The sequence below is a fragment of the Nitrospiria bacterium genome (assembly GCA_035498035.1).
Classification (GTDB): domain Bacteria; phylum Nitrospirota; class Nitrospiria; order JACQBZ01; family JACQBZ01; genus JACQBZ01.
This window is the reverse complement of the sequence record DATKAN010000016.1, coordinates 27,878-46,286: the sequence shown is the minus strand read 5'-3', so window position 1 is coordinate 46,286 and position 18,409 is coordinate 27,878. Positions and strand designations below refer to the sequence as shown.

The 18,409-nt window shown below is 62.4% G+C and carries 15 protein-coding genes; all 15 read left to right on the top strand.

Translation table 11 applies throughout. The features are described from left to right. Positions 1 to 464: 464 nt before the first annotated feature. The 15 genes from VMN77_02645 to VMN77_02575 all read left to right on the top strand — a co-directional run bounded on the left by VMN77_02645 (position 465) and on the right by VMN77_02575 (position 18,408). On the top strand, positions 465 to 2,918 hold the full coding sequence (locus tag VMN77_02645; GenBank protein ID HTN42675.1) for an ATP-binding protein: 2,454 nt from the start codon (positions 465 to 467) through the stop codon (positions 2,916 to 2,918). Positions 2,919 to 3,021: 103 nt separating this feature from the next. Further along, the gene (locus tag VMN77_02640) at positions 3,022 to 4,374 is read left to right on the top strand and encodes a nicotinate phosphoribosyltransferase (GenBank protein ID HTN42674.1); all 1,353 of its coding nucleotides are present in this window, start codon (positions 3,022 to 3,024) and stop codon (positions 4,372 to 4,374) included. Further along, positions 4,371 to 4,874, top strand: a complete 504-nt coding sequence (locus VMN77_02635; GenBank protein ID HTN42673.1) for a HyaD/HybD family hydrogenase maturation endopeptidase — start codon at positions 4,371 to 4,373, stop codon at positions 4,872 to 4,874. Before VMN77_02640 ends, VMN77_02635 begins: the two co-directional genes overlap by 4 nt. Beyond that, entirely contained in the window at positions 4,867 to 5,220 is a 354-nt protein-coding gene (locus VMN77_02630) for a hydrogenase maturation nickel metallochaperone HypA (GenBank protein ID HTN42672.1), read from the top strand. Before VMN77_02635 ends, VMN77_02630 begins: the two co-directional genes overlap by 8 nt. Continuing rightward, complete coding sequence (hypF, locus tag VMN77_02625; GenBank protein ID HTN42671.1) at positions 5,217 to 7,550, top strand: carbamoyltransferase HypF; 2,334 nt, start codon at positions 5,217 to 5,219, stop codon at positions 7,548 to 7,550. Before VMN77_02630 ends, hypF begins: the two co-directional genes overlap by 4 nt. Positions 7,551 to 7,588: 38 nt before the next feature. Beyond that, the gene (locus VMN77_02620) at positions 7,589 to 7,900 is read left to right on the top strand and encodes a HypC/HybG/HupF family hydrogenase formation chaperone (protein ID HTN42670.1); all 312 of its coding nucleotides are present in this window, start codon (positions 7,589 to 7,591) and stop codon (positions 7,898 to 7,900) included. Further along, positions 7,884 to 8,981 (top strand): hydrogenase formation protein HypD, encoded by a 1,098-nt coding sequence (gene hypD / locus VMN77_02615; GenBank protein ID HTN42669.1) that lies wholly within the window; start codon positions 7,884 to 7,886, stop codon positions 8,979 to 8,981. The genes VMN77_02620 and hypD overlap by 17 nt, the downstream gene beginning before the upstream one ends. A 41-nt stretch (positions 8,982 to 9,022) precedes the next feature. Beyond that, on the top strand, positions 9,023 to 10,090 hold the full coding sequence (gene hypE, locus VMN77_02610; protein HTN42668.1) for a hydrogenase expression/formation protein HypE: 1,068 nt from the start codon (positions 9,023 to 9,025) through the stop codon (positions 10,088 to 10,090). Positions 10,091 to 10,266: 176 nt separating this feature from the next. Further along, positions 10,267 to 11,625 (top strand): MBL fold metallo-hydrolase, encoded by a 1,359-nt coding sequence (locus VMN77_02605; protein ID HTN42667.1) that lies wholly within the window; start codon positions 10,267 to 10,269, stop codon positions 11,623 to 11,625. Between the two features lie 25 nt (positions 11,626 to 11,650). Continuing rightward, positions 11,651 to 13,180 (top strand): thymidine phosphorylase family protein, encoded by a 1,530-nt coding sequence (locus VMN77_02600; protein HTN42666.1) that lies wholly within the window; start codon positions 11,651 to 11,653, stop codon positions 13,178 to 13,180. Continuing rightward, positions 13,177 to 14,082 (top strand): ribose-phosphate pyrophosphokinase, encoded by a 906-nt coding sequence (locus VMN77_02595; protein HTN42665.1) that lies wholly within the window; start codon positions 13,177 to 13,179, stop codon positions 14,080 to 14,082. The genes VMN77_02600 and VMN77_02595 overlap by 4 nt, the downstream gene beginning before the upstream one ends. Continuing rightward, on the top strand, positions 14,072 to 15,787 hold the full coding sequence (locus VMN77_02590; protein ID HTN42664.1) for an AarF/ABC1/UbiB kinase family protein: 1,716 nt from the start codon (positions 14,072 to 14,074) through the stop codon (positions 15,785 to 15,787). Before VMN77_02595 ends, VMN77_02590 begins: the two co-directional genes overlap by 11 nt. Positions 15,788 to 15,823: 36 nt before the next feature. Continuing rightward, a complete protein-coding gene (locus tag VMN77_02585) occupies positions 15,824 to 16,447 on the top strand; it encodes a Spy/CpxP family protein refolding chaperone (GenBank protein HTN42663.1) in 624 nt (207 codons plus the stop codon). A 3-nt stretch (positions 16,448 to 16,450) separates the two neighbouring features. Then, entirely contained in the window at positions 16,451 to 17,575 is a 1,125-nt protein-coding gene (locus tag VMN77_02580; GenBank protein ID HTN42662.1) for a 4Fe-4S dicluster domain-containing protein, read from the top strand. Next, entirely contained in the window at positions 17,572 to 18,408 is an 837-nt protein-coding gene (locus VMN77_02575; GenBank protein ID HTN42661.1) for an FAD/NAD(P)-binding protein, read from the top strand. The genes VMN77_02580 and VMN77_02575 overlap by 4 nt, the downstream gene beginning before the upstream one ends. The last annotated feature ends 1 nt before the right edge of the window (position 18,409 follow it).

Sequence of the window (18,409 nt, the reverse complement as noted above, 5' to 3'; positions counted from 1 at the left end):
GATTGGTTGACCTTTGGGAACAGTTGAAGAAGGGGAGCCTTCCCCCTTTCCTGTCGGAGACGGAGGGGGGCAAAAAAGAGCACCCACTTCGTAGAAACGCCTCAGGTTCAACAATCAGAAAACGGCATCGCGGTCAATGGCACCGCCCCGAAGAAAGCCTGTCGACGTTCGACGTGTCCGCAGCACCGTTGGGTGCGTAACGGGACCGGAGAAAACCGGGATGGGAATGCAGCGACAGCCCCCAAGGATCGCAGCAAACCGGCCGGTCGGTATTCGGGCCGACGGACGAAAGGTGAGCGTTTGGGACGATGCCTTCTTTTTATTGACCGAATTCCACGAGAGCCGGTGGGTTCGGTTTTTTTATTCCCGTGCCTCCCGCGTGGGACTTTTCGGACCCGGACATTGACATTGAACCGGCAAACCGGATAAAGTTCTCTTCCAACGGCCATCACGAGAGAGAAGCCATGACCTTGAACCGCCTGGAAATATCTTCCGAAGCCCTCCGCGCCCGCATGGATCCGGATCAATTCACCTTCACGACCACGGAAGAACTGGCCCCGCAAGACGCCGTGATCGGCCAGGAAAGGGCGGTTCGAGCGATCGACTTCGGTCTGCACATTGAGGACCGGGGCTACAACATATACGTTTCCGGGGTTCCGGGGACGGGAAAGAATACGATCGTAAGGTCCATGATCAAACGGGTGGCCGAAACGCAGCCCACCCCGGACGATTGGTGCTATGTCCATAACTTTCAGGATCCGGATCGTCCGAAAGTGTTGAGCCTGCCCGCGGGGAAAGGACGGGAGTTCCAGCGGGACATGGAACGCCTCATCGGGGCCCTCCAGGTTGAGATCTCACGGGTGTTCCAGAGCAAGGAGTACGAGGATCAACGGAGGCAATTGGAAGAAACGTTTTCCAAGGCCCGTGACAGCCTCACGAATCAATTGGAGGAACAGGCCCGGGAGTACGGCTTCATCATCAAGAGCACCCCGTTTGGGATGGCGGTGGTTCCGGTCGTCCGGGGGAAGCCGATAGAGCCCGAGCAACTCGAAGCGTTGGATGCCCGGACCCGGGACGAGATTGAACGGAAGCAGAAGGATCTTCACGAGCATATTCACACCTTCGTTCAACAACTCCGCGCGCTGCGGGAAGAGATGCACCGGAAGGTCGCGGAGCTGGATCGTCAGGCGGCGCACTTCACCTCCGAGCATGCCTTCGATAGCGTGCGAAAGAATTATCGGGCCTTTCCCAAGGTAATGGACTACATCCAGGCCGTCCAACAGGATGTCCTGGAAAACTTCAAGGATTTTCTTCCCGAGCAGGAGACGCCGATTCGGATTCCCGGCCTGGAGATCGAGTCCCCGCGGAAATCGATGACCCGTTACGCGGTCAACGTGGTGGTGGACAACGCCGGAACTCGGGGCGCGCCCCTGGTGGAGGAGGGGAATCCCACGTACAACAACCTGATCGGCCGCATCGAAAAGAAAGGCCGTTTGGGAACCCTTTACACGGATTTTACCCTCATTAAAGCCGGCTCTCTCCTTCAGGCCAACGGCGGGTTCCTTGTTCTGAACGTGTTGGATGTGCTCCGGAGCCCCTTTACCTGGGACGCGCTCAAGCGGGTGATCAAGAACCGGGAGGTCAAGATCGAGGATATTGCCGAACTCTACGGCGTCATCGCCTCTGCCGGCATCAAGCCGGAGCCGATCCCGGTGCATCTGCGGGTAGTCCTGATCGGAAACCCGTTGATCTATTACCTGCTCCATGCCTATGACGAGGATTTCGGAAAACTTTATAAGGTGAGGGTCGACTTCGAACAGGATCGGCCCCGCGACGCCGACGCCCCCCTCCAGTACGCTCATTTCGTCGGACGGATTTGCCGGGAAGAGGGGCTTCTCCATTTCGATCGAACCGCGGTGGGAGCCCTCCTGGAGCAGACCTCCCGCTGGGCAAATCATCAGAAAAAACTCTCCCTCCGTTTCAGCGAGCTCACGGATTTGATCCGGGAGTCGAGCCACTGGGCCCATTCGGAGGGCGCCGCCCGTGTTTCACGGCCACACGTTCAGAAAGCCGTGGAAGAAAAAATTTATCGATCCAATCTGCTGGAACAGCAGATCCGGGAGCTGATCACGGAGGGAACCCTCATGGTGGATCTCTCCGGGACCGTCGTGGGTCAGGTCAACGGACTGTCCGTTTATGAGCTGGGCGATTTCTCGTTCGGACGTCCTTCCCGCATCACCGCACGGGTCTTTTTGGGATCCTCCGGAATCGTCAATATCGAGCGGGAGGCCAAGCTCGGAGGTAGGACGCACAACAAAGGCGTGATGATCCTTTCGGGATATCTGGGCGGCCGGTATGCCCGGGAAATTCCCCTGTCGCTTTCCGCGAGCCTCTGCTTCGAGCAGAGCTACGGCGAGGTGGAGGGCGATAGCGCCTCGGCGGCCGAAGTGATCGCCCTCCTGTCCGCCCTTTCCGATATCCCCCTCCGTCAGGGGATCGCGATCACGGGCTCGGTCAATCAGCGGGGCGAGCTTCAGGCGATCGGCGGCGTGAACGAAAAGATCGAAGGTTTCTATTCCGTCTGCAAAGCCCTGGGATTGACGGGGGACCAAGGCGTGATCATTCCCAGCCGGAACCTCAAGCACCTGATGTTGAACGACGGGGTCGTGGAGGCCGTGGCCTCGGGCCAATTCCACGTGTATGCGGCTTCGACGGTGGATGAGGCGATGGAGATCTTAACCGGTCATCCCGCCGGTGAACGGCAAGCGGACGGGAAATACCCGGACGGAACCATCAACGCGGCGGTCATGAGGCGCCTGACCGATATGAATGAAAAATTGCGGGCGATGGAGCCCGACCGGCCCCGCCCCCTCCGGGTTTCGAGCCTGGAACCGCCGGACGACAGCCTGACGGAGTAGTCCGGCCTTGAATCCGTGCAGCGGGCCAAGGACCGGTTGCAAGGCCGGGGTATTTAACGCCGCCGATCGGGTCCCTTCACACATGGCCGAGGATCAACGCCCGATGGAGTCCGAATCCAGCATCCTGCTCACCGACCTCTACCAGCTCACGATGCTCCAGGGTTACTTTGACCGGGGAATGGAAGAGACGGCCGTCTTCGAGTTCTTCGTTCGTAAGCTTCCGCCCGGCCGCGGCTTCCTGATGGCCGCCGGCCTTCAGCAGGCGCTGGATTACATCGAGGGGCTTCATTTTACCCCGCGGGAGCTGGAGTGGCTGGCCCGGAGCGGCCGCTTCAGCCGGTCCTTTGTCGACCACCTTGAACGGTTCCGGTTCACCGGCGATGTCCATGCCATGCCGGAAGGGACCCTCTTCTTTCCGCATGAGCCGATGCTTCGGGTGACCGCGCCGCTTCCGCAGGCGCAATTGGTCGAAACCCGCCTGATCAATCTTCTCCACTTCCAGACCCTGATCGCTTCCAAGGCGGCGCGCTTCGTCCTGGCGGCGCCCGGAAAACTCCTGGTCGATTTCGGGTTGCGGCGGGCCCACGGCGCGGAGGCCGGGTTGATGGCGGCGCGGGCCTCATACCTCGCCGGATTTTCCGGGTCGGCCACCGTCCTGGCGGAGTTTCTCTTCGGTATACCGGCGTACGGGACCATGGCCCATTCTTTTATCCAGGCCCATGACGATGAACAGGAGGCCTTCGTCAATTTTGCCCGCGCCCAGCCCGACAACGTGATGCTTTTGCTGGATACCTACGACACGGAGGCGGCGGCCGAGATGGCGGTGGCGCTTGCCCCTCGGCTCAAGGCGGAAGGAATCGCGATAAAGGGCGTGCGGCTCGACAGCGGGGATCTGGGCGACCATGCGCGGAAGGTACGCCGAATTCTGGACAACGGGGGTCTGACCGATGTGACGATCTTCGCCAGCGGAAACCTGAGCGAGACCCGCCTGCGGAGCCTGATCGAGAACGCGGCCCCGATCGACGGTTACGGAATCGGTTCGGACCTGGTCACGTCGGCCGACGCGCCGCACCTGGATTGTGCCTATAAGCTCGAAGAATACGCCGGGCGCGCGCGGCGCAAGCGCTCGGAGGGAAAGGCCACGTGGCCCGGGCGGAAACAGGTTTTCCGGCGCTACGGCCCGGACGGCCGGATGCGCGAGGACCTCCTCACGCTCGACGATCGCCCGGAGGAGGGGAAGCCGTTGATCCATCCGGTGATGAGCGCCGGCCGGCGTCTTGAGCCGCCCGCTCCGCTGACCGAATTGCGCGCCTACGCCGCCGACCAGCTGGCGCACCTGCCCGAGCCCTTCCGCGGGCTTCAAGAGGTTCCGCCTTATCCCGTAAAGATTGCGGAAGCCCTGACGGCCCTGGCCCACAAGGTGGACGCCGAGACGCGTCGCGAGCGGGCCCGATGACGGGCGCCCCTTTCATCGTCGTACTGGGCGTGGGCAACACGATGATGCAGGACGACGGCATCGGCGTTCGCGCCGTTCGAACGTTGGCCGAGACCTATGAACTTCCGCCCCGGGTCCGACTGGTGGAGGGAGGGGTTGCCGGTCTTCGCTGCCTGTCCGAATTCGAAGGGGCCGGAAATATCCTGATTGTGGACGCCGCGGACGGGAAAAAGCCACCGGGGGCCATCGCCCGTCTTTCTCCGGAGGAGCTGCCCGAACGCCGGGAAGGCGTCTTTTCGGCCCACGAAATGGGCGTCGCGGACCTGCTGTCGATCGCCCGGTTTCTTGGAAAACTTCCCCCGACCCGGATCGTCGCGGTTCAGCCGAAGGAGGCTCACAGCGTCGGACCGGACCTCACCCCCGAACTCCTGGACGCCCTTCCGCGCGTGGTCGAGGTCCTGGCGGAGGAACTCCGGGCGCTCGGCGTGGAACCCGTCCGGAAAGGGGCTCGCCATGCATGAGCTCTCGTTGGCGCGGAGGATCGTCGAAACGCTGCGACGGCATCTTCCCCCGGGCGGGGGGCGGGCCGTAAAATCGGTGACACTGAGACTGGGCGAGTTCAGCCGGATCGCCCCCGAATCGCTGGAGCTCTGGTTTGAAATGGCCGCCGAAGGAACGCCCGCTCAGGGGGCGAAGCTCAGGATCGAAACGGTCCCGGTTCGTGGTCGATGCGTGGAATGCGGTGCGGACTTCGAGGGCGGCCGTTTCATGGCCCATGGTCCGAACTGCGGCCGGCCCGGGGTCGAATTGATTTCCGGGATCGAGCCGTACGGGATCGAGGTCGAACTCTTCGAGTCGGAACGATGATGACACAACGCCTGCGAATTTCCATCCGGGGGGCCGTTCAGGGAATCGGGTTCCGCCCCTTCATCTACCGGCTGGCCGTGGAGTTGAAATTGGCGGGTTGGACCCGCAATGGCCTCCAAGGGGTTTTGATCGAGGCGGAAGGAAGCCCGACCCGTCTGGAGGCCTTCCTCCTCCGCCTCGAAAAAGAGAAACCGCCCGGCTCAATCATCCAGGGCCTCGAGTGGTCCTTCCATGATCCCGTCGGTTACGCCGGGTTTGAGATACGACACAGCGACGATTCCGGGGCCCCGACCGCGCCGGTGCTTCCGGACATCGCCACCTGCCCGGATTGTTTGGCCGAGCTGTTTGATCCCACGAATCGGCGCCACCTCTATCCCTTCACGAACTGCACCCGCTGCGGGCCGCGCTATTCGATCATCGAAGCCCTTCCGTACGATCGGGCCAACACGACCATGAAAAAGTTCGCGATGTGCGACGCCTGCCGCGGCGAGTATGAGAGCCCGCTCGACCGGCGCTTCCACGCCCAGCCCAATGCCTGCCCGATCTGCGGCCCCCATCCGGAGTTGTGGGATGAGAGGGCCGCGCCGCTGTCCGGAAATCACGAAGCCGTCGTCGGGGCCGCGGCGGCGATCCGCGCGGGGAAGATCGTCGCGGTCAAGGGGCTCGGCGGATTTCATCTGTTCGCCGATGCCCGAAATGAGGAGGCGGTGGGTCGTTTGCGAGGGCGAAAACGCCGGGGAGAAAAGCCCTTCGCGCTGATGTTCCCCTTCCTCGAAGGCATTCGGGAAGAATGCGACGTTTCCGATCGGGAGGCGGTCCGGCTTCGTTCCCCGGAGGCGCCCATTGTATTGCTTCGAAAACGTGAACGCTCAAATTTGAAATCCCGGATCGCCCCCTCCGTCGCCCCCGATTGTCCGGACCTCGGGGTCATGCTGCCCTACACGCCGCTGCATCACGTGTTGATGCGGGAGCTGGGTTTTCCGGTTGTGGCGACGAGCGGGAATGTCTCGGACGAGCCGATCTGCACCGAGGAGCGGGAGGCCGTCGACCGGCTGGGCGGGATCGCGGATCGCTTCCTTGTTCACGACCGTCCCATCCTCCGACCGGTGGATGACTCGGTGGTCCGGATCCTCATGGATGGCGATCAGGTTCTCCGGCGCTCCCGCGGCTACGCGCCGCTTCCCGTGGGTCTCGAGGCGCCGGGACCTTCGCTATTGGCCGTCGGAGGGCATCGGAAGAACACCGTGGCCGTGACGGCGGGAACGCAAATTTTTATCAGTCAGCATATCGGCGATCTGGAAACCCCGGAGGCTTACGAGGCCTTCCAAAAGGGGATCGCGGACCTGAAGGGGCTCTACGGGGTCCGGCCGGAACGGATTGTGTGTGATCTCCATCCGGATTATTTATCCGGCCAATTTGCCCGTAGGCAACCGGAGCCCGTCATCGCCGTTCAACATCATCGGGCCCACGTGGCGTCCTGCATGGCCGAAAATGGGCTCGAGGGTCCGGTCCTCGGCGTGTCCTGGGACGGGGCCGGCTACGGAGACGACGGAACGATCTGGGGCGGCGAATTTTTTGCGGCCGATGCGCTTCCATATCGTCGCGTCGCCTCGTTTCGGCCGTTCCGTCTTCCGGGAGGCCCGGCCGCCGTCCGGGAGCCCCGGCGCGCGGCCGCGGGCCTGTTATTCGAGATGATGGAGGAAGGGCTGTTTGATCGGAACGATCCGTCCTTTTTCCAATCATGGACCCTTCCCGAACGGAAACTGCTCCGGAGGATGCTTAGCCGTGGGATCCATTCGCCGCGGACCTCCAGCGTCGGACGTCTTTTTGACGCCGTGGCTTCGATCCTCGGGCTCCGTCAGCAGGTCGCCTACGAGGGCCAGGCGGCGATGGAACTGGAGTACGCGATGGGGACCCTGCGGACGGATGAAGGGTATCCGTTTGAGATTCGTGACGGGGCAGGGGCGGTTCATGAACCCCCCCTAAGAATCGTCGATTGGGAGCCGATGGTTCGTTCGATTCTCGAAGACCTCCAGTCGACGGTTCCGGTCCCGCGGATTTCGGCCCGATTCCACAACACGCTCGCCGAGATGATCGTCGATCTCGCCGCTCGCTTCGGAGAAGAACGGGTCGTCCTGAGCGGCGGATGCTTCCAGAACAAATATCTGACCGAGCGGGCCGTTCATCGGCTCCAAGCGGCCGGCTTCCGTCCCTACTGGAATCGGAGGGTCCCCCCCAACGACGGAGGGCTGGCCCTGGGACAGGCGTTTATCGCGCTTCGGGAAGCCCGGGCGATGAAGGATGCCGTCGCCGCGGTTGAGTTGGAATAGGCACCCTTCGGCGGGCACGGCGGGCGGGGTGAGGCTGTATGTGTTTGGCGATTCCCGGGCAAGTGTTGGAGATCGAGGATGGGATCCGGCCCCGCATGGGACGGGTTCGCTTCGGAGGGATAGAGAAGCGGGTCTGTCTGGAATGGATTCCGGACGCCACGATCGGCGATTATGTGATCGTCCATGTCGGTTTTGCGATCAGCAAGATGAACCAGGAAGAAGCCATGAAGACGCTCGAACTGTTCCGGGAGGCCGAGGGCGCCCTGGAAGAGCTCAAAATTCCGGAGCCGGGGGAGGCTCGGGGAATTCCGCGAGCGGGCGAGGGAGGTCCGGATGCGCTTCGTCGATGAATTCCGGGACGGGGCCCTGGCCCGGAAATATTCCGAACAGCTTCACGCCATCACGACCCGCCCCTGGACGATCATGGAGATCTGCGGCGGACAGACCCATGCGATCGTCAAATACGGAATCGAATCCCTGCTGCCGGATCCTATCAGCCTGGTGCACGGTCCCGGCTGTCCCGTCTGCGTGACGCCGCTGGAGATGATCGACAAGGCCGTCGCCGTCGCCTCCCGCCCGGAGGTCATTTTCACCTCGTTCGGCGACATGCTCCGCGTCCCCGGTTCGAGCCGGGATCTGCTCACGGTGAAGGCGGAGGGCGGGGACGTGCGCATGGTCTACTCGCCGCTCGACGCGCTGAAGATCGCCAGACAGAACCCCGACCGGGAGGTCGTCTTTTTCGCGGTGGGCTTCGAGACGACGGCCCCGGCCAATGCGATGGCGGTCTGGCAGGCCGGGCGGCTGGGTCTGAAGAATTTTTCGATTCTATGCTCCCATGTGCGGGTCCCGCCCGCCATGGAGGCGCTTCTCTCTTCGCCGAACCACCGGGTGCAGGGATTTCTCGCGGCCGGGCATGTCTGCACGGTGATGGGGTACGGGGAATATCTTCCGATCGCGGAACGGCATCGCGTTCCGATCGTCGTGACCGGATTCGAGCCGGTGGACATTCTGCAGGGCATCGCCATGACTGTCCGGCAGCTTGAAGCTGGTCGCGCCGAGGTCGAAAATCAGTACGCGCGGTCCGTTCGTCGCGAGGGAAATGTCCTGGCCCAAGACATCTTGACGGAGGTGTTCGAGCCGACCGACCGCCGGTGGCGCGGCATCGGCGAGATCCCGATGAGCGGGTTCCGATTGAACCGGGCCTATTCGGATTATGACGCCGAGGCGCGTTTCGATCTGAACGAGATCCAGGCCCGGGAATCCCCCCTCTGCATCGCGGGCCTCGTGCTCCAGGGCCTGAAGAAGCCGCAGGACTGTCCCGCCTTCGGCGCGCCGTGCACGCCCGAATCTCCGCTCGGCGCCCCGATGGTCTCTTCGGAAGGGGCCTGCGCGGCGTACTATCATTTCGGCCGGGTGGATTTGAAATCCTAAAACGGAATATTTCCATTTGAGATTGAAGAGAAGGAGCGACGATGGACGAAAAAACGGGCCTTGATCCGACGATCGATTTATCGTGTCCGATCCCCGTCACCGAGTACAAGAACGTGCTGTTGGCCCACGGCGGCGGGGGAAGGCTCACCCAGCAGATGATCCAGAAAATGTTTCTCCCGTCGTTCCGGAACGAATTTCTGGAATCCCTGCACGACGGCGCCGTCGTTCCGCTCGGGGATGTTCGGATGGCGTTCACCACGGATTCCTATGTTGTGAAACCGATCGTCTTTCCCGGGGGCGACATCGGCGCCCTGGCGGTCAACGGCACGGTGAATGATCTCGCGATGTGCGGAGCCCGGCCGCTCTACCTCTCGGCCGCCTTCATCATCGAGGAAGGGTTCCCGATGGAGGATTTGTGGCGGGTCGTTCTTTCGATGCAGACGGCCTCCCGGAAGGCCGGTGTCCTGCTGGTGACAGGGGATACCAAAGTCGTGGACCGGGGCAAAGGCGACAAAATCTTCATCAACACCTCGGGGGTAGGGACGATCGAATCCGGCATCGACATCCGTCCGAAGCGTGTGAAGCCCGGCGACCGGATCATCCTCAGCGGGGCGATCGCGCTGCACGGCCTCGCGGTCATGTCCGTCCGCGATGGTCTGGAGTTCGAGACGCGGATCGAAAGCGACACGGCCGCGCTCCATGATCTTGTCATGACGATGCTGAAGGCGAGCCAGGAAATCCATGGGCTTCGCGACCCCACCCGCGGGGGCCTGGCCAGCGCGTTGAACGAGATCGCCGAGGCGGCCCGGGTCGGCCTCTCGATTTTGGAAGACCGGATCTCGGTCGGCGAAGACGTGAAAGGCGCCTGCGAGATTCTGGGGCTCGATCCCCTCTACGTCGCGAACGAGGGGAAGCTCGTCGCCTTTGTCGATTCCGATTCGACCGAACGCGTGCTGGCGGCGATGCGGCGGCATCCGCTCGGAAAAGAGGCCGCCGTGATCGGAGAAGTGGTGGCCGATCACCCCGGCACGGTCGTCATGAAAAGTCGGATCGGGGGCCGACGGGTCGTTGATATGCTGTCGGGCGAAGCGCTGCCGAGGATTTGCTGACGGGCGCCGTCTCGGGCCAAGATTTCGCGGCGGACATCAGGCCCTTGAATCCGCGTAGCAAGCGTAATCCCCGTCTGTTAGGGGGGGCAGCGAGCGAATTAAACGAGGGCTTTCTCCATCCGGATCGAAGATCCCCGGCTGGAAGGCCGGGGTTCTTCAAAGGGTAAGACGACTCCATGGAGATTACATTTTTAGGCGCCACCGGAACCGTGACCGGTTCCAAATATTTGATCGTCTCGGGTTCCAGGAAGGTGCTGGTGGATTGCGGTCTGTTTCAGGGCTTCAAACAGTTGCGGCTTCGAAACTGGGAATCCCTGCCTATCAGCCCGGCCGAGATTGACGCGGTCGTCCTGACCCATGCCCATCTGGATCACAGCGGGTATCTCCCCCTTTTGGTCAAGGAGGGTTTTTCGGGCCGGATCCTCGGCACGCCGGCCACGCGCGATCTGTGCGCGATTCTGTTGCCGGACAGCGGCTTCCTCCAGGAGGAGGACGCCGAGCATGCCAACAAACATCGATATTCGAAGCACTCCCCGGCCCTTCCCCTTTACACGCGGCAAGACGCCTTGCAATCGCTTCGTCAGTTCTCGATCCTCGATTATGAACGGGACCTCGACCTCGGCGGGGGACTGACCGTGAGACTCTTGCCCGCCGGACATATATTGGGATCGGCCTTTGTTCTCCTGAGGAACAACATCACCTCCATCCTGTTTTCCGGCGATTTGGGTCGTCCGCACGATTTGATTATGAAACCTCCGGCCGCGGTCCGTAAAACGGATTATCTGGTGATCGAGTCGACCTACGGGAATCGCCTTCACGACCCGACCGATCCGAAGGCGGCGCTGGCCGCGGTGATCCATCGCACGGTCGAGCGCGGGGGCGTGCTATTGATTCCATCGTTCGCGGTCGGCCGCACGCAGTCGGTGCTCTATTACATCCACCTTCTCAAATCCGAGGGGGCGATCCCGGACATCCCGGTCTACCTCAACAGTCCCATGGCGATCGAGGCGACGGACCTCTACCTCCGCGACGCCGTTGGGCATCAATTGACCCCTTCCCAATGCCGGGCGATGTGCGGCGCCGCTCATTTCGTCAACAGCGTGGAGGAATCCAAGCGGCTGAACGGATTCCCCCCGCCGATGATCGTGATCTCGGCCAGCGGCATGGCGACCGGGGGCCGCGTGCTGCACCATATCAAGGCCTTCGCGCCGGACCCGCGCAACACGATTCTGTTTGTCGGGTATCAGGCCGGCGGAACGCGGGGGGAGGCGATGACCCACGGGGCTCCGTCGGTCAAGATTCACGGCGAATATATCCCCGTGCGGGCCGAGGTGGTGGCGTTGGAAGGTCTGTCCGCCCACGCGGACTATGCCGAGATCATGGATTGGCTGGGTCATTTCGATGAGCCGCCGGCCAAAACCTTTATTACGCACGGCGAACCGCCCGCGGCCGACGCGCTCCGTCACCGGATCGAGGAGCAGCGGGGTTGGCGTTGCCGTGTTCCGGACTATCTTGAACGGGCCGAGCTTAAATGAATTTTTCAACGGTCAGGGGGGTGTCATGACCCACGCCGGGGGGGCGGGGACCTTTCATTCACTGCGGCTCCGCCGCTTGGGGATCGATACCTATCAGGAATCGATTATCTATATGCGCAGCGATTGTCATGTCTGCCGCTCCGAAGGGTTTGAAGCCCAGTCGCGCATCCGAATCGAGCACGGCGGGCGTTCGATCATCGCCACGCTCAACATTGTGACGACCGATCTCCTGGCGCCGGAGGAGGCCGGCCTGTCCGAGGCGGCCTGGAGACTTCTGGGCGCGAAGGAGGGGGATCGGATCCTCCTCTCGCACGCGGCCCCCCTGGAATCCCTCGGCCATGTGCGCGCGAAGGTGTATGGGAAGCGACTCGGCGACGACGCGATGAACGCGATCGTGCGGGACATCGCGGCGGGACGATATTCCGATGTGCATCTCGCCTCGTTCATCACGGCCTGCGCGGCCAGGGATCGTCTCGACCTGGAGGAGACGGCGTCGCTCACGCGCGCGATGATCCGGGTGGGTCAGCGCATCGAGTGGAGCCAAACGCCGATCATGGACAAACATTCGATCGGCGGCCTCCCCGGAAACCGCACCACGCTTGTCGTGGTCCCGATCGTGGCGTCGTTCGGCTTGATCATTCCGAAGACTTCCTCCCGGGCGATCACCTCCCCCGCCGGGACGGCCGACACGATGGAGATCCTGGCGCCGGTCGCGCTCGATATCGCCCCCATGCGTCGTGTGGTGGAGCGGGAGGGGGGCTGCATCGTCTGGGGCGGCGCCGTCCGTTTGAGCCCGGCGGACGATGTGTTGATCCGGGTGGAGCGGCCGCTGGACCTGGACAGCGAAGGACAGCTCGTGGCCTCGATCCTGTCCAAGAAAGTCGCGGCCGGGTCGAGCCACGTCGTGATCGATCTTCCGGTGGGCCCGACCGCCAAGGTCCGTAGTCTCGACGCGGCCCGGGCGCTGGCCAAGCGCCTGGAGGACGTGGGCCTGGCGGTCGGCCTGGAGGTGCGGGTGGCGATCACCGACGGTTCTCAGCCCGTCGGCCGGGGCCTCGGCCCGGCGTTGGAGGCACGGGATGTGCTCTCCGTGTTGCGGTGCGATGGCAACGCGCCGCAGGATTTGCGCGAGCGGTCCTTGCTCCTTGCGGGCCGAGTGTTGGAGCTCTCCTCCCGTGTTCCGGAGGGCCGGGGTCGCCCGGAGGCCGAGGCGATTCTCAATGACGGGCGCGCCTGGCGGAAGTTCCAGGCCATCTGCGAGGCCCAGGGGGGGATGCGTGAGCCGCCCCGCGCCCCGCACACCCATGTCGTCGCTGCGGATCGTGCCGGCCGCGTGGCCAGTATCGACAACCGCCGCCTGGCGCGGATCGCGAAGTTGTCCGGCGCTCCGAAGGACTTGGCCTCGGGACTTGAGTTGCACACGCCGATCGGCACACGGGTTGATAAAGGCCAGCCGCTGTTCACGGTGCATGCCGAGGCGCAAGGCGAGCTCGACTATGCCCTGGCCTATGTGGAAGGCCAATCCGATATTGTGAGTATTGAAGAGTCCGGATGAAACCGCTGATCCTGCCGTTGCCAGGCCATATCGATCGGGCGGGATCCCTCGCGGGCCGGCTCGATGCGGAATTGGGGAAAATGACGGTACGCCGCTTTCCCGACGGGGAAACCTATCTGCGAATCGACACGCCGGTCGAAAGACGCGCCGTGGCCTTATTCGGCACCCTCGACCGGCCCGATGAAAAAATTTGGCCCTTGATTTTTATGGCGGCGGCCGCAAAGGACCTGGGCGCGGCCCGGGTCGGTCTGATCGCTCCGTATCTGGCCTACATGCGGCAGGACCGCCGCTTTCAAGCGGGGGAGGGGATCAGCTCGGTTTACTTTGCCCGGCTGCTCTCCGGATTCGTCGATTGGCTGGTGACGGTCGACCCGCATCTTCACCGCCGCGGGTCGCTGAACGAGATCTATTCGATTCCGACCGGCGTCGTTCATGCCGCCCCGTTGATTTCGGATTGGATTCGTGCGAACATTCAAGCACCGGTGTTGATCGGACCCGATACGGAAAGCGCCCAATGGCTGTCCGAGGCGGCGAAAGGCGCCGGGGCGCCTTACCTCGTGTTGGATAAGATTCGCCGCGGCGACCGCGAGGTGGAGGTGTCGGTTTCCGAAGTCCAACGTTGGCGAAAGCACACGCCGGTGCTGGTGGACGATATCATCGCCACGGGCCGGACCCTGATCGAGACGATCGGACAGCTCCGGAAGGCGGGACTGCCGCCCCCGGTCTGCATCGGGATCCACGCGATATTTGCCGGCCCGGCGTACGAGGATCTCCGGAAGGCTGGGGCCGCGCGGGTGGTGACCTGCGACACCGTTCCGCATGTCACCAACGGCATCGACCTGACCGCCATATTGGCCGACGGTGTGCGTAAAATGTTGGAGTCCGAATCAAATGATTCGTGACGCCCGGTCGTTCAGAGTGGGACTTTCGGACCTGAACCGCCTGCGGAAGATCCTGACGGTGGTGAGCGAATCGGGCGGGGGGCTGCTGATCGAACAGCTCCGGCTGAAGTATCTCATCCCCTTTTGGTCCCGGCTCTCGGGTTTCCTTAGGCGGCGGCCGCCGGGAGAGCGCCTGATCCGGACGGAAACGGGACGGGCGGTTTTGTCTCCGGAGGTTCTCCGGTCCGTTCTGGAACGCCTGGGCCCGACGTTTATCAAGCTGGGGCAGGTCTTAAGCCTGAGGGCGGACGTGGTCGGGGAAGCGTTGGCCGAGAAGCTTTCCAAATTTCAAAGCGACGCGGCGACCTTTCCCGGCGAGGAAGCCCGGCTCATTTTTAAGGAGGAGGCGGGCCGCTTCCCCGACGAGGTTTTCAAAGCATTCGAGGAGAAGCCCGTGGCGGCGGCCTCGCTGGCTCAAGTCCACCGGGCGGTGCTGTGGGACGGGACCGAGGTGGCCGTCAAGATCCAGAGGCCGGGCATCCGGAAGGTGATCGAACAGGATGTCCACATCTTTTACTACCTGGCCGGCCTGGCGGAGCGTTTTATCCCCGAGCTGCGGGTCTATCAGCCGGTGAGGGTGGTCCGGGAGTTTGCCGACTGGACATACCGGGAACTCGATTTCGGACTCGAGGGCCACAATGCGGAACGGTTTTCCTTTATCTTCAAGGAAAACCCGCAGATTTACATTCCGAAGATCTTCTGGGATTTTACGACGCACCGGGTCCTTACCATGGAGTTCTCGCACGGCGTGAAGGCCAATGACCTGGACAAAATCAAGGCCCTCGGACTGGACCGCAGGCAATTGGCCTCGATCGGCGTGGACGCCCTCTTTCATCAATTTTTTATATCGGGATTTTTCCATGCCGACCCGCATCCCGGAAATTTTTTCGCCATGCCGGACGGCCGGCTCTGCCTTCACGATTTCGGGATGGTCGGATACCTCGATCAAAGGACCCGCAAGGAACTCCTGAGTTGTCTCGTCTCGTTCGTGAACAAAGACGTCGACGGATTCACCAAGCATATCCTCCATATGGCCTTGATCGATGAGAAGAGCGAGGTCGGAAGTTTCGAAAAAGACGTGGCCGGAATCCTGAGCGAATTTTTCTTCTCTGAGCGCCGGCCGAGCGTGGCCTGGGCCTTTTTCCGTGTGATCAACCGGGGGGCGCGGAACGGCATCCGGTTTCCGGGAGACCTGGCGTTGTTCGGCAAGGCCCTGGTGACGACCGAATCCATGGGGTTGACCCTCTACCCGGAATTTGATTTTAACCGGGAATTGGAGCCGTTTGTGAGAAAGGCGATGTGGAAACAGTTCAGTCCCGCAAAAACGCTTGAGACGCTCGAAGCGGACGTCCTGGACTATGTCGGGTTCCTGCAGGATCTTCCCGAGCGGGTTCAGAATGTTCTCACCAAGCTGGAAAGGGGGGAGATCGGAATTAAATTCGATGCGGCCGACCTGAAGGAGATCGAGCGGGAATTCGACCGGCAGAACGATCTGAGAATTCTGGGAATCGTCCTGACGGCCGTCTTCTTCGGAATGATCGGCCTTTTATATCTGGAGGGCACGAGGAAGGTCCTCGGTTTTTCGCTCAGCGCCCTGGTGGTGTCGTTGTTTGTCGTCCTGCTGGCCTGGTTTCTTCTCCGGTTGAGAAAGGGACCCGGCCGGTAGGCTCGCATAAAAGGTATATCCCAAAGGAGAAAAAAAATGAATCGGAAATTGTTGTTGTTCGTGTTCGGATTGGCATTGACCCTGGTCCCGTCGGTCGTCCCGGCCCAGATGCACGGGATGTCGGGGGAGGAAAAGCACGGCGATGAAATGGGCATGCATGAGGAAAGAGGCATGCACGAGGGAATGGGGGATCATGAAGGGATGGGTATGGACGGCGGAATGAGGGACTTCCGGCAGATGATGATGGCGATCAACCATCTGGACCTGGCCCCGGACCAGCGGAAGAAGATCCAGACCCTCCGGCTTCAGCATCAAAAGGAGGCGATCCCCATTTTTGGAAAGGTCCGGATGGCCGGGGTGGAAATCGAAGAGCTCCTGATGGCCGATCCGGTCAATATGGAAAAGGTGAAGGCCAAAACGAAGGAAAAATATGACGCGATGGCTGAGCTGGAGATCAGCCATCTGGCGCTCGGGGAGAAGATCAAGGCGCTTCTGACGCCGGATCAGCGCCAACAACTCGAAGAGATGGAAATGAGAAAACCGGGGCACGGCATGGACCACTCGACGGGATCGCCGGGAGAAAAGTTGATGAATCCGAAAATGCAAATGCCGGGGGGGGGCTCGCCGGCTCCGGGGACGGACAATCCCCGGGTCCACTGAGCCATGCCGACCCTGGATCGAAATGTTCTGGATCTCCTTTTTGACGCCTTGAAGCGCCGGGGCTTCAACCTGGTCGGGCCCACCCTTCGCGACGGCGCGATCGTCTATGACGCCGTGGCCTCGACGGCCGATCTTCCGGTCGGGTTGACCGATGAGCAGGAGGGGGGCCGATATCGGCTGAAGAAACGCAGCGACGGGGCCCTTTTCGGATACGCCGTCGGTCCGCAGTCCTGGAAGAAATTTTTGTTTCCGCCGGTCGCCCGTCTCTGGCAGGCCCGTCGCGAGGGGGACGGGTTTCGGATCACTCCGGAGGATGAGAAACCGCCCAAGTGGGCGTTCATCGGGGTCCGCTCGTGCGAGCTGCACGCAATCGCAATTCAGGACAAGGTCTTCATCGGCGGGGCCGCCCCGGATTCCGCTTACCAGATCCAGCGACAGGATCTTTTTATCGTCGCGGTGAACTGCGGACAGGCCGGCGGGACCTGTTTCTGCGTCTCGATGAACACGGGGCCCAAGGCCACGGGCGGGTTCGATCTGGTCCTGACCGAGGTGTTGGAGCCCGCGCGGCCCCCCGACCGGGCCGGTCGCCACTTTTTCGTGGCGGAGGCCGGCACCGAGCGCGGCGCCGAAGTTCTTCGCGAGATCCCGTGCACGGAGGCGACCGGACAGGAGAGCGCGGCGGCGGAGCGCATCGTGGAGCGAACGGCGTCTCAAATGGGTCGGACGATGGATACGGCCGGCATCAAGGAGCTGCTCTATCGGAATTATGAGCACCCAAGATGGAACGACGTCGCGACGCGCTGCCTGACCTGCGCCAACTGCACCCTGGCCTGCCCGACCTGTTTTTGTTCCACGGTGGAGGATGTCACGGACCTGACGGGCGAACACGCCGAACGATGGCGGAAGTGGGATTCCTGTTTTACGATGGACTTCTCCTACGTTCACGGCGGGACGGTCCGCTCATCCGTGAAGTCCCGATACCGCCAATGGATGACGCACAAGCTGGCCACGTGGATCGATCAATTCGGCACCTCAGGCTGCGTGGGCTGCGGGCGCTGCATCACGTGGTGCCCCGTCGGAATCGACATCACCGAGGAGGTCCGCGCCATCCGGGAGACGGAAAAGTGAATTCGAATCCGTGGATTCCCTATCCGGCCGAGGTGATCGGGAAACGGCGGGAGGCCCTTCGGGTCCATACCGTGCGGCTCAAAATTCGGGATGAGGCGATCCGGCGGGCCTACCGGTTTCGCCCCGGTCAGTTCAACATGCTCTATGTCTTCGGGGTGGGCGAGGTTCCGATCTCGATCGTGTCGGACCCGGACCAGCCCGGGGTTCTGGATCACACGATCCGCGATGTCGGAAAGGTGACGGACGCCCTCGTCGGGTTGAAGGAGGGGGATACGGTGGGCATTCGGGGTCCCTACGGTAGCTGGTGGCCCCTGGAAGAGGCGCGGGACATGGATGTGGTGATCGTGACGGGCGGACTGGGATGCGCCCCCGTCGTCTCGGTGATCAACTACGTCGCCCATCGGCGCGACCGCTACGGCGGCCTCAAGATCTTCCACGGGGTCAAGACGCCGAAGGACCTGCTCTACCGCGCCCGGTTTCGGGCCTGGCGGAAGCTTCCGGATACGGAGGTCTACCTCACGGCGGACCATCCGGACCGGGAATGGAAATACAAGGTCGGCATCGTCACGAATCTCTTCCGTCAGGTCCGGATCGACGCCGGCAAGAGCCTTGTCATGATGTGCGGTCCCGAGCGGATGATGCAAAGCGCCGCGCGGGACCTCCTGGCCCAAGGGCTGCCGGCGGAGCGGATCTATCTCTCGCTGGAGCGGAACATGAAATGCGCCATCGGATTTTGCGGCCGCTGCCAATTCGGCCCGTCGTTCATCTGCAAGGACGGGCCCGTGTATCGCTATGACCGGATCCGGACCTGGTTCGAGATGGATGAAATTTAAA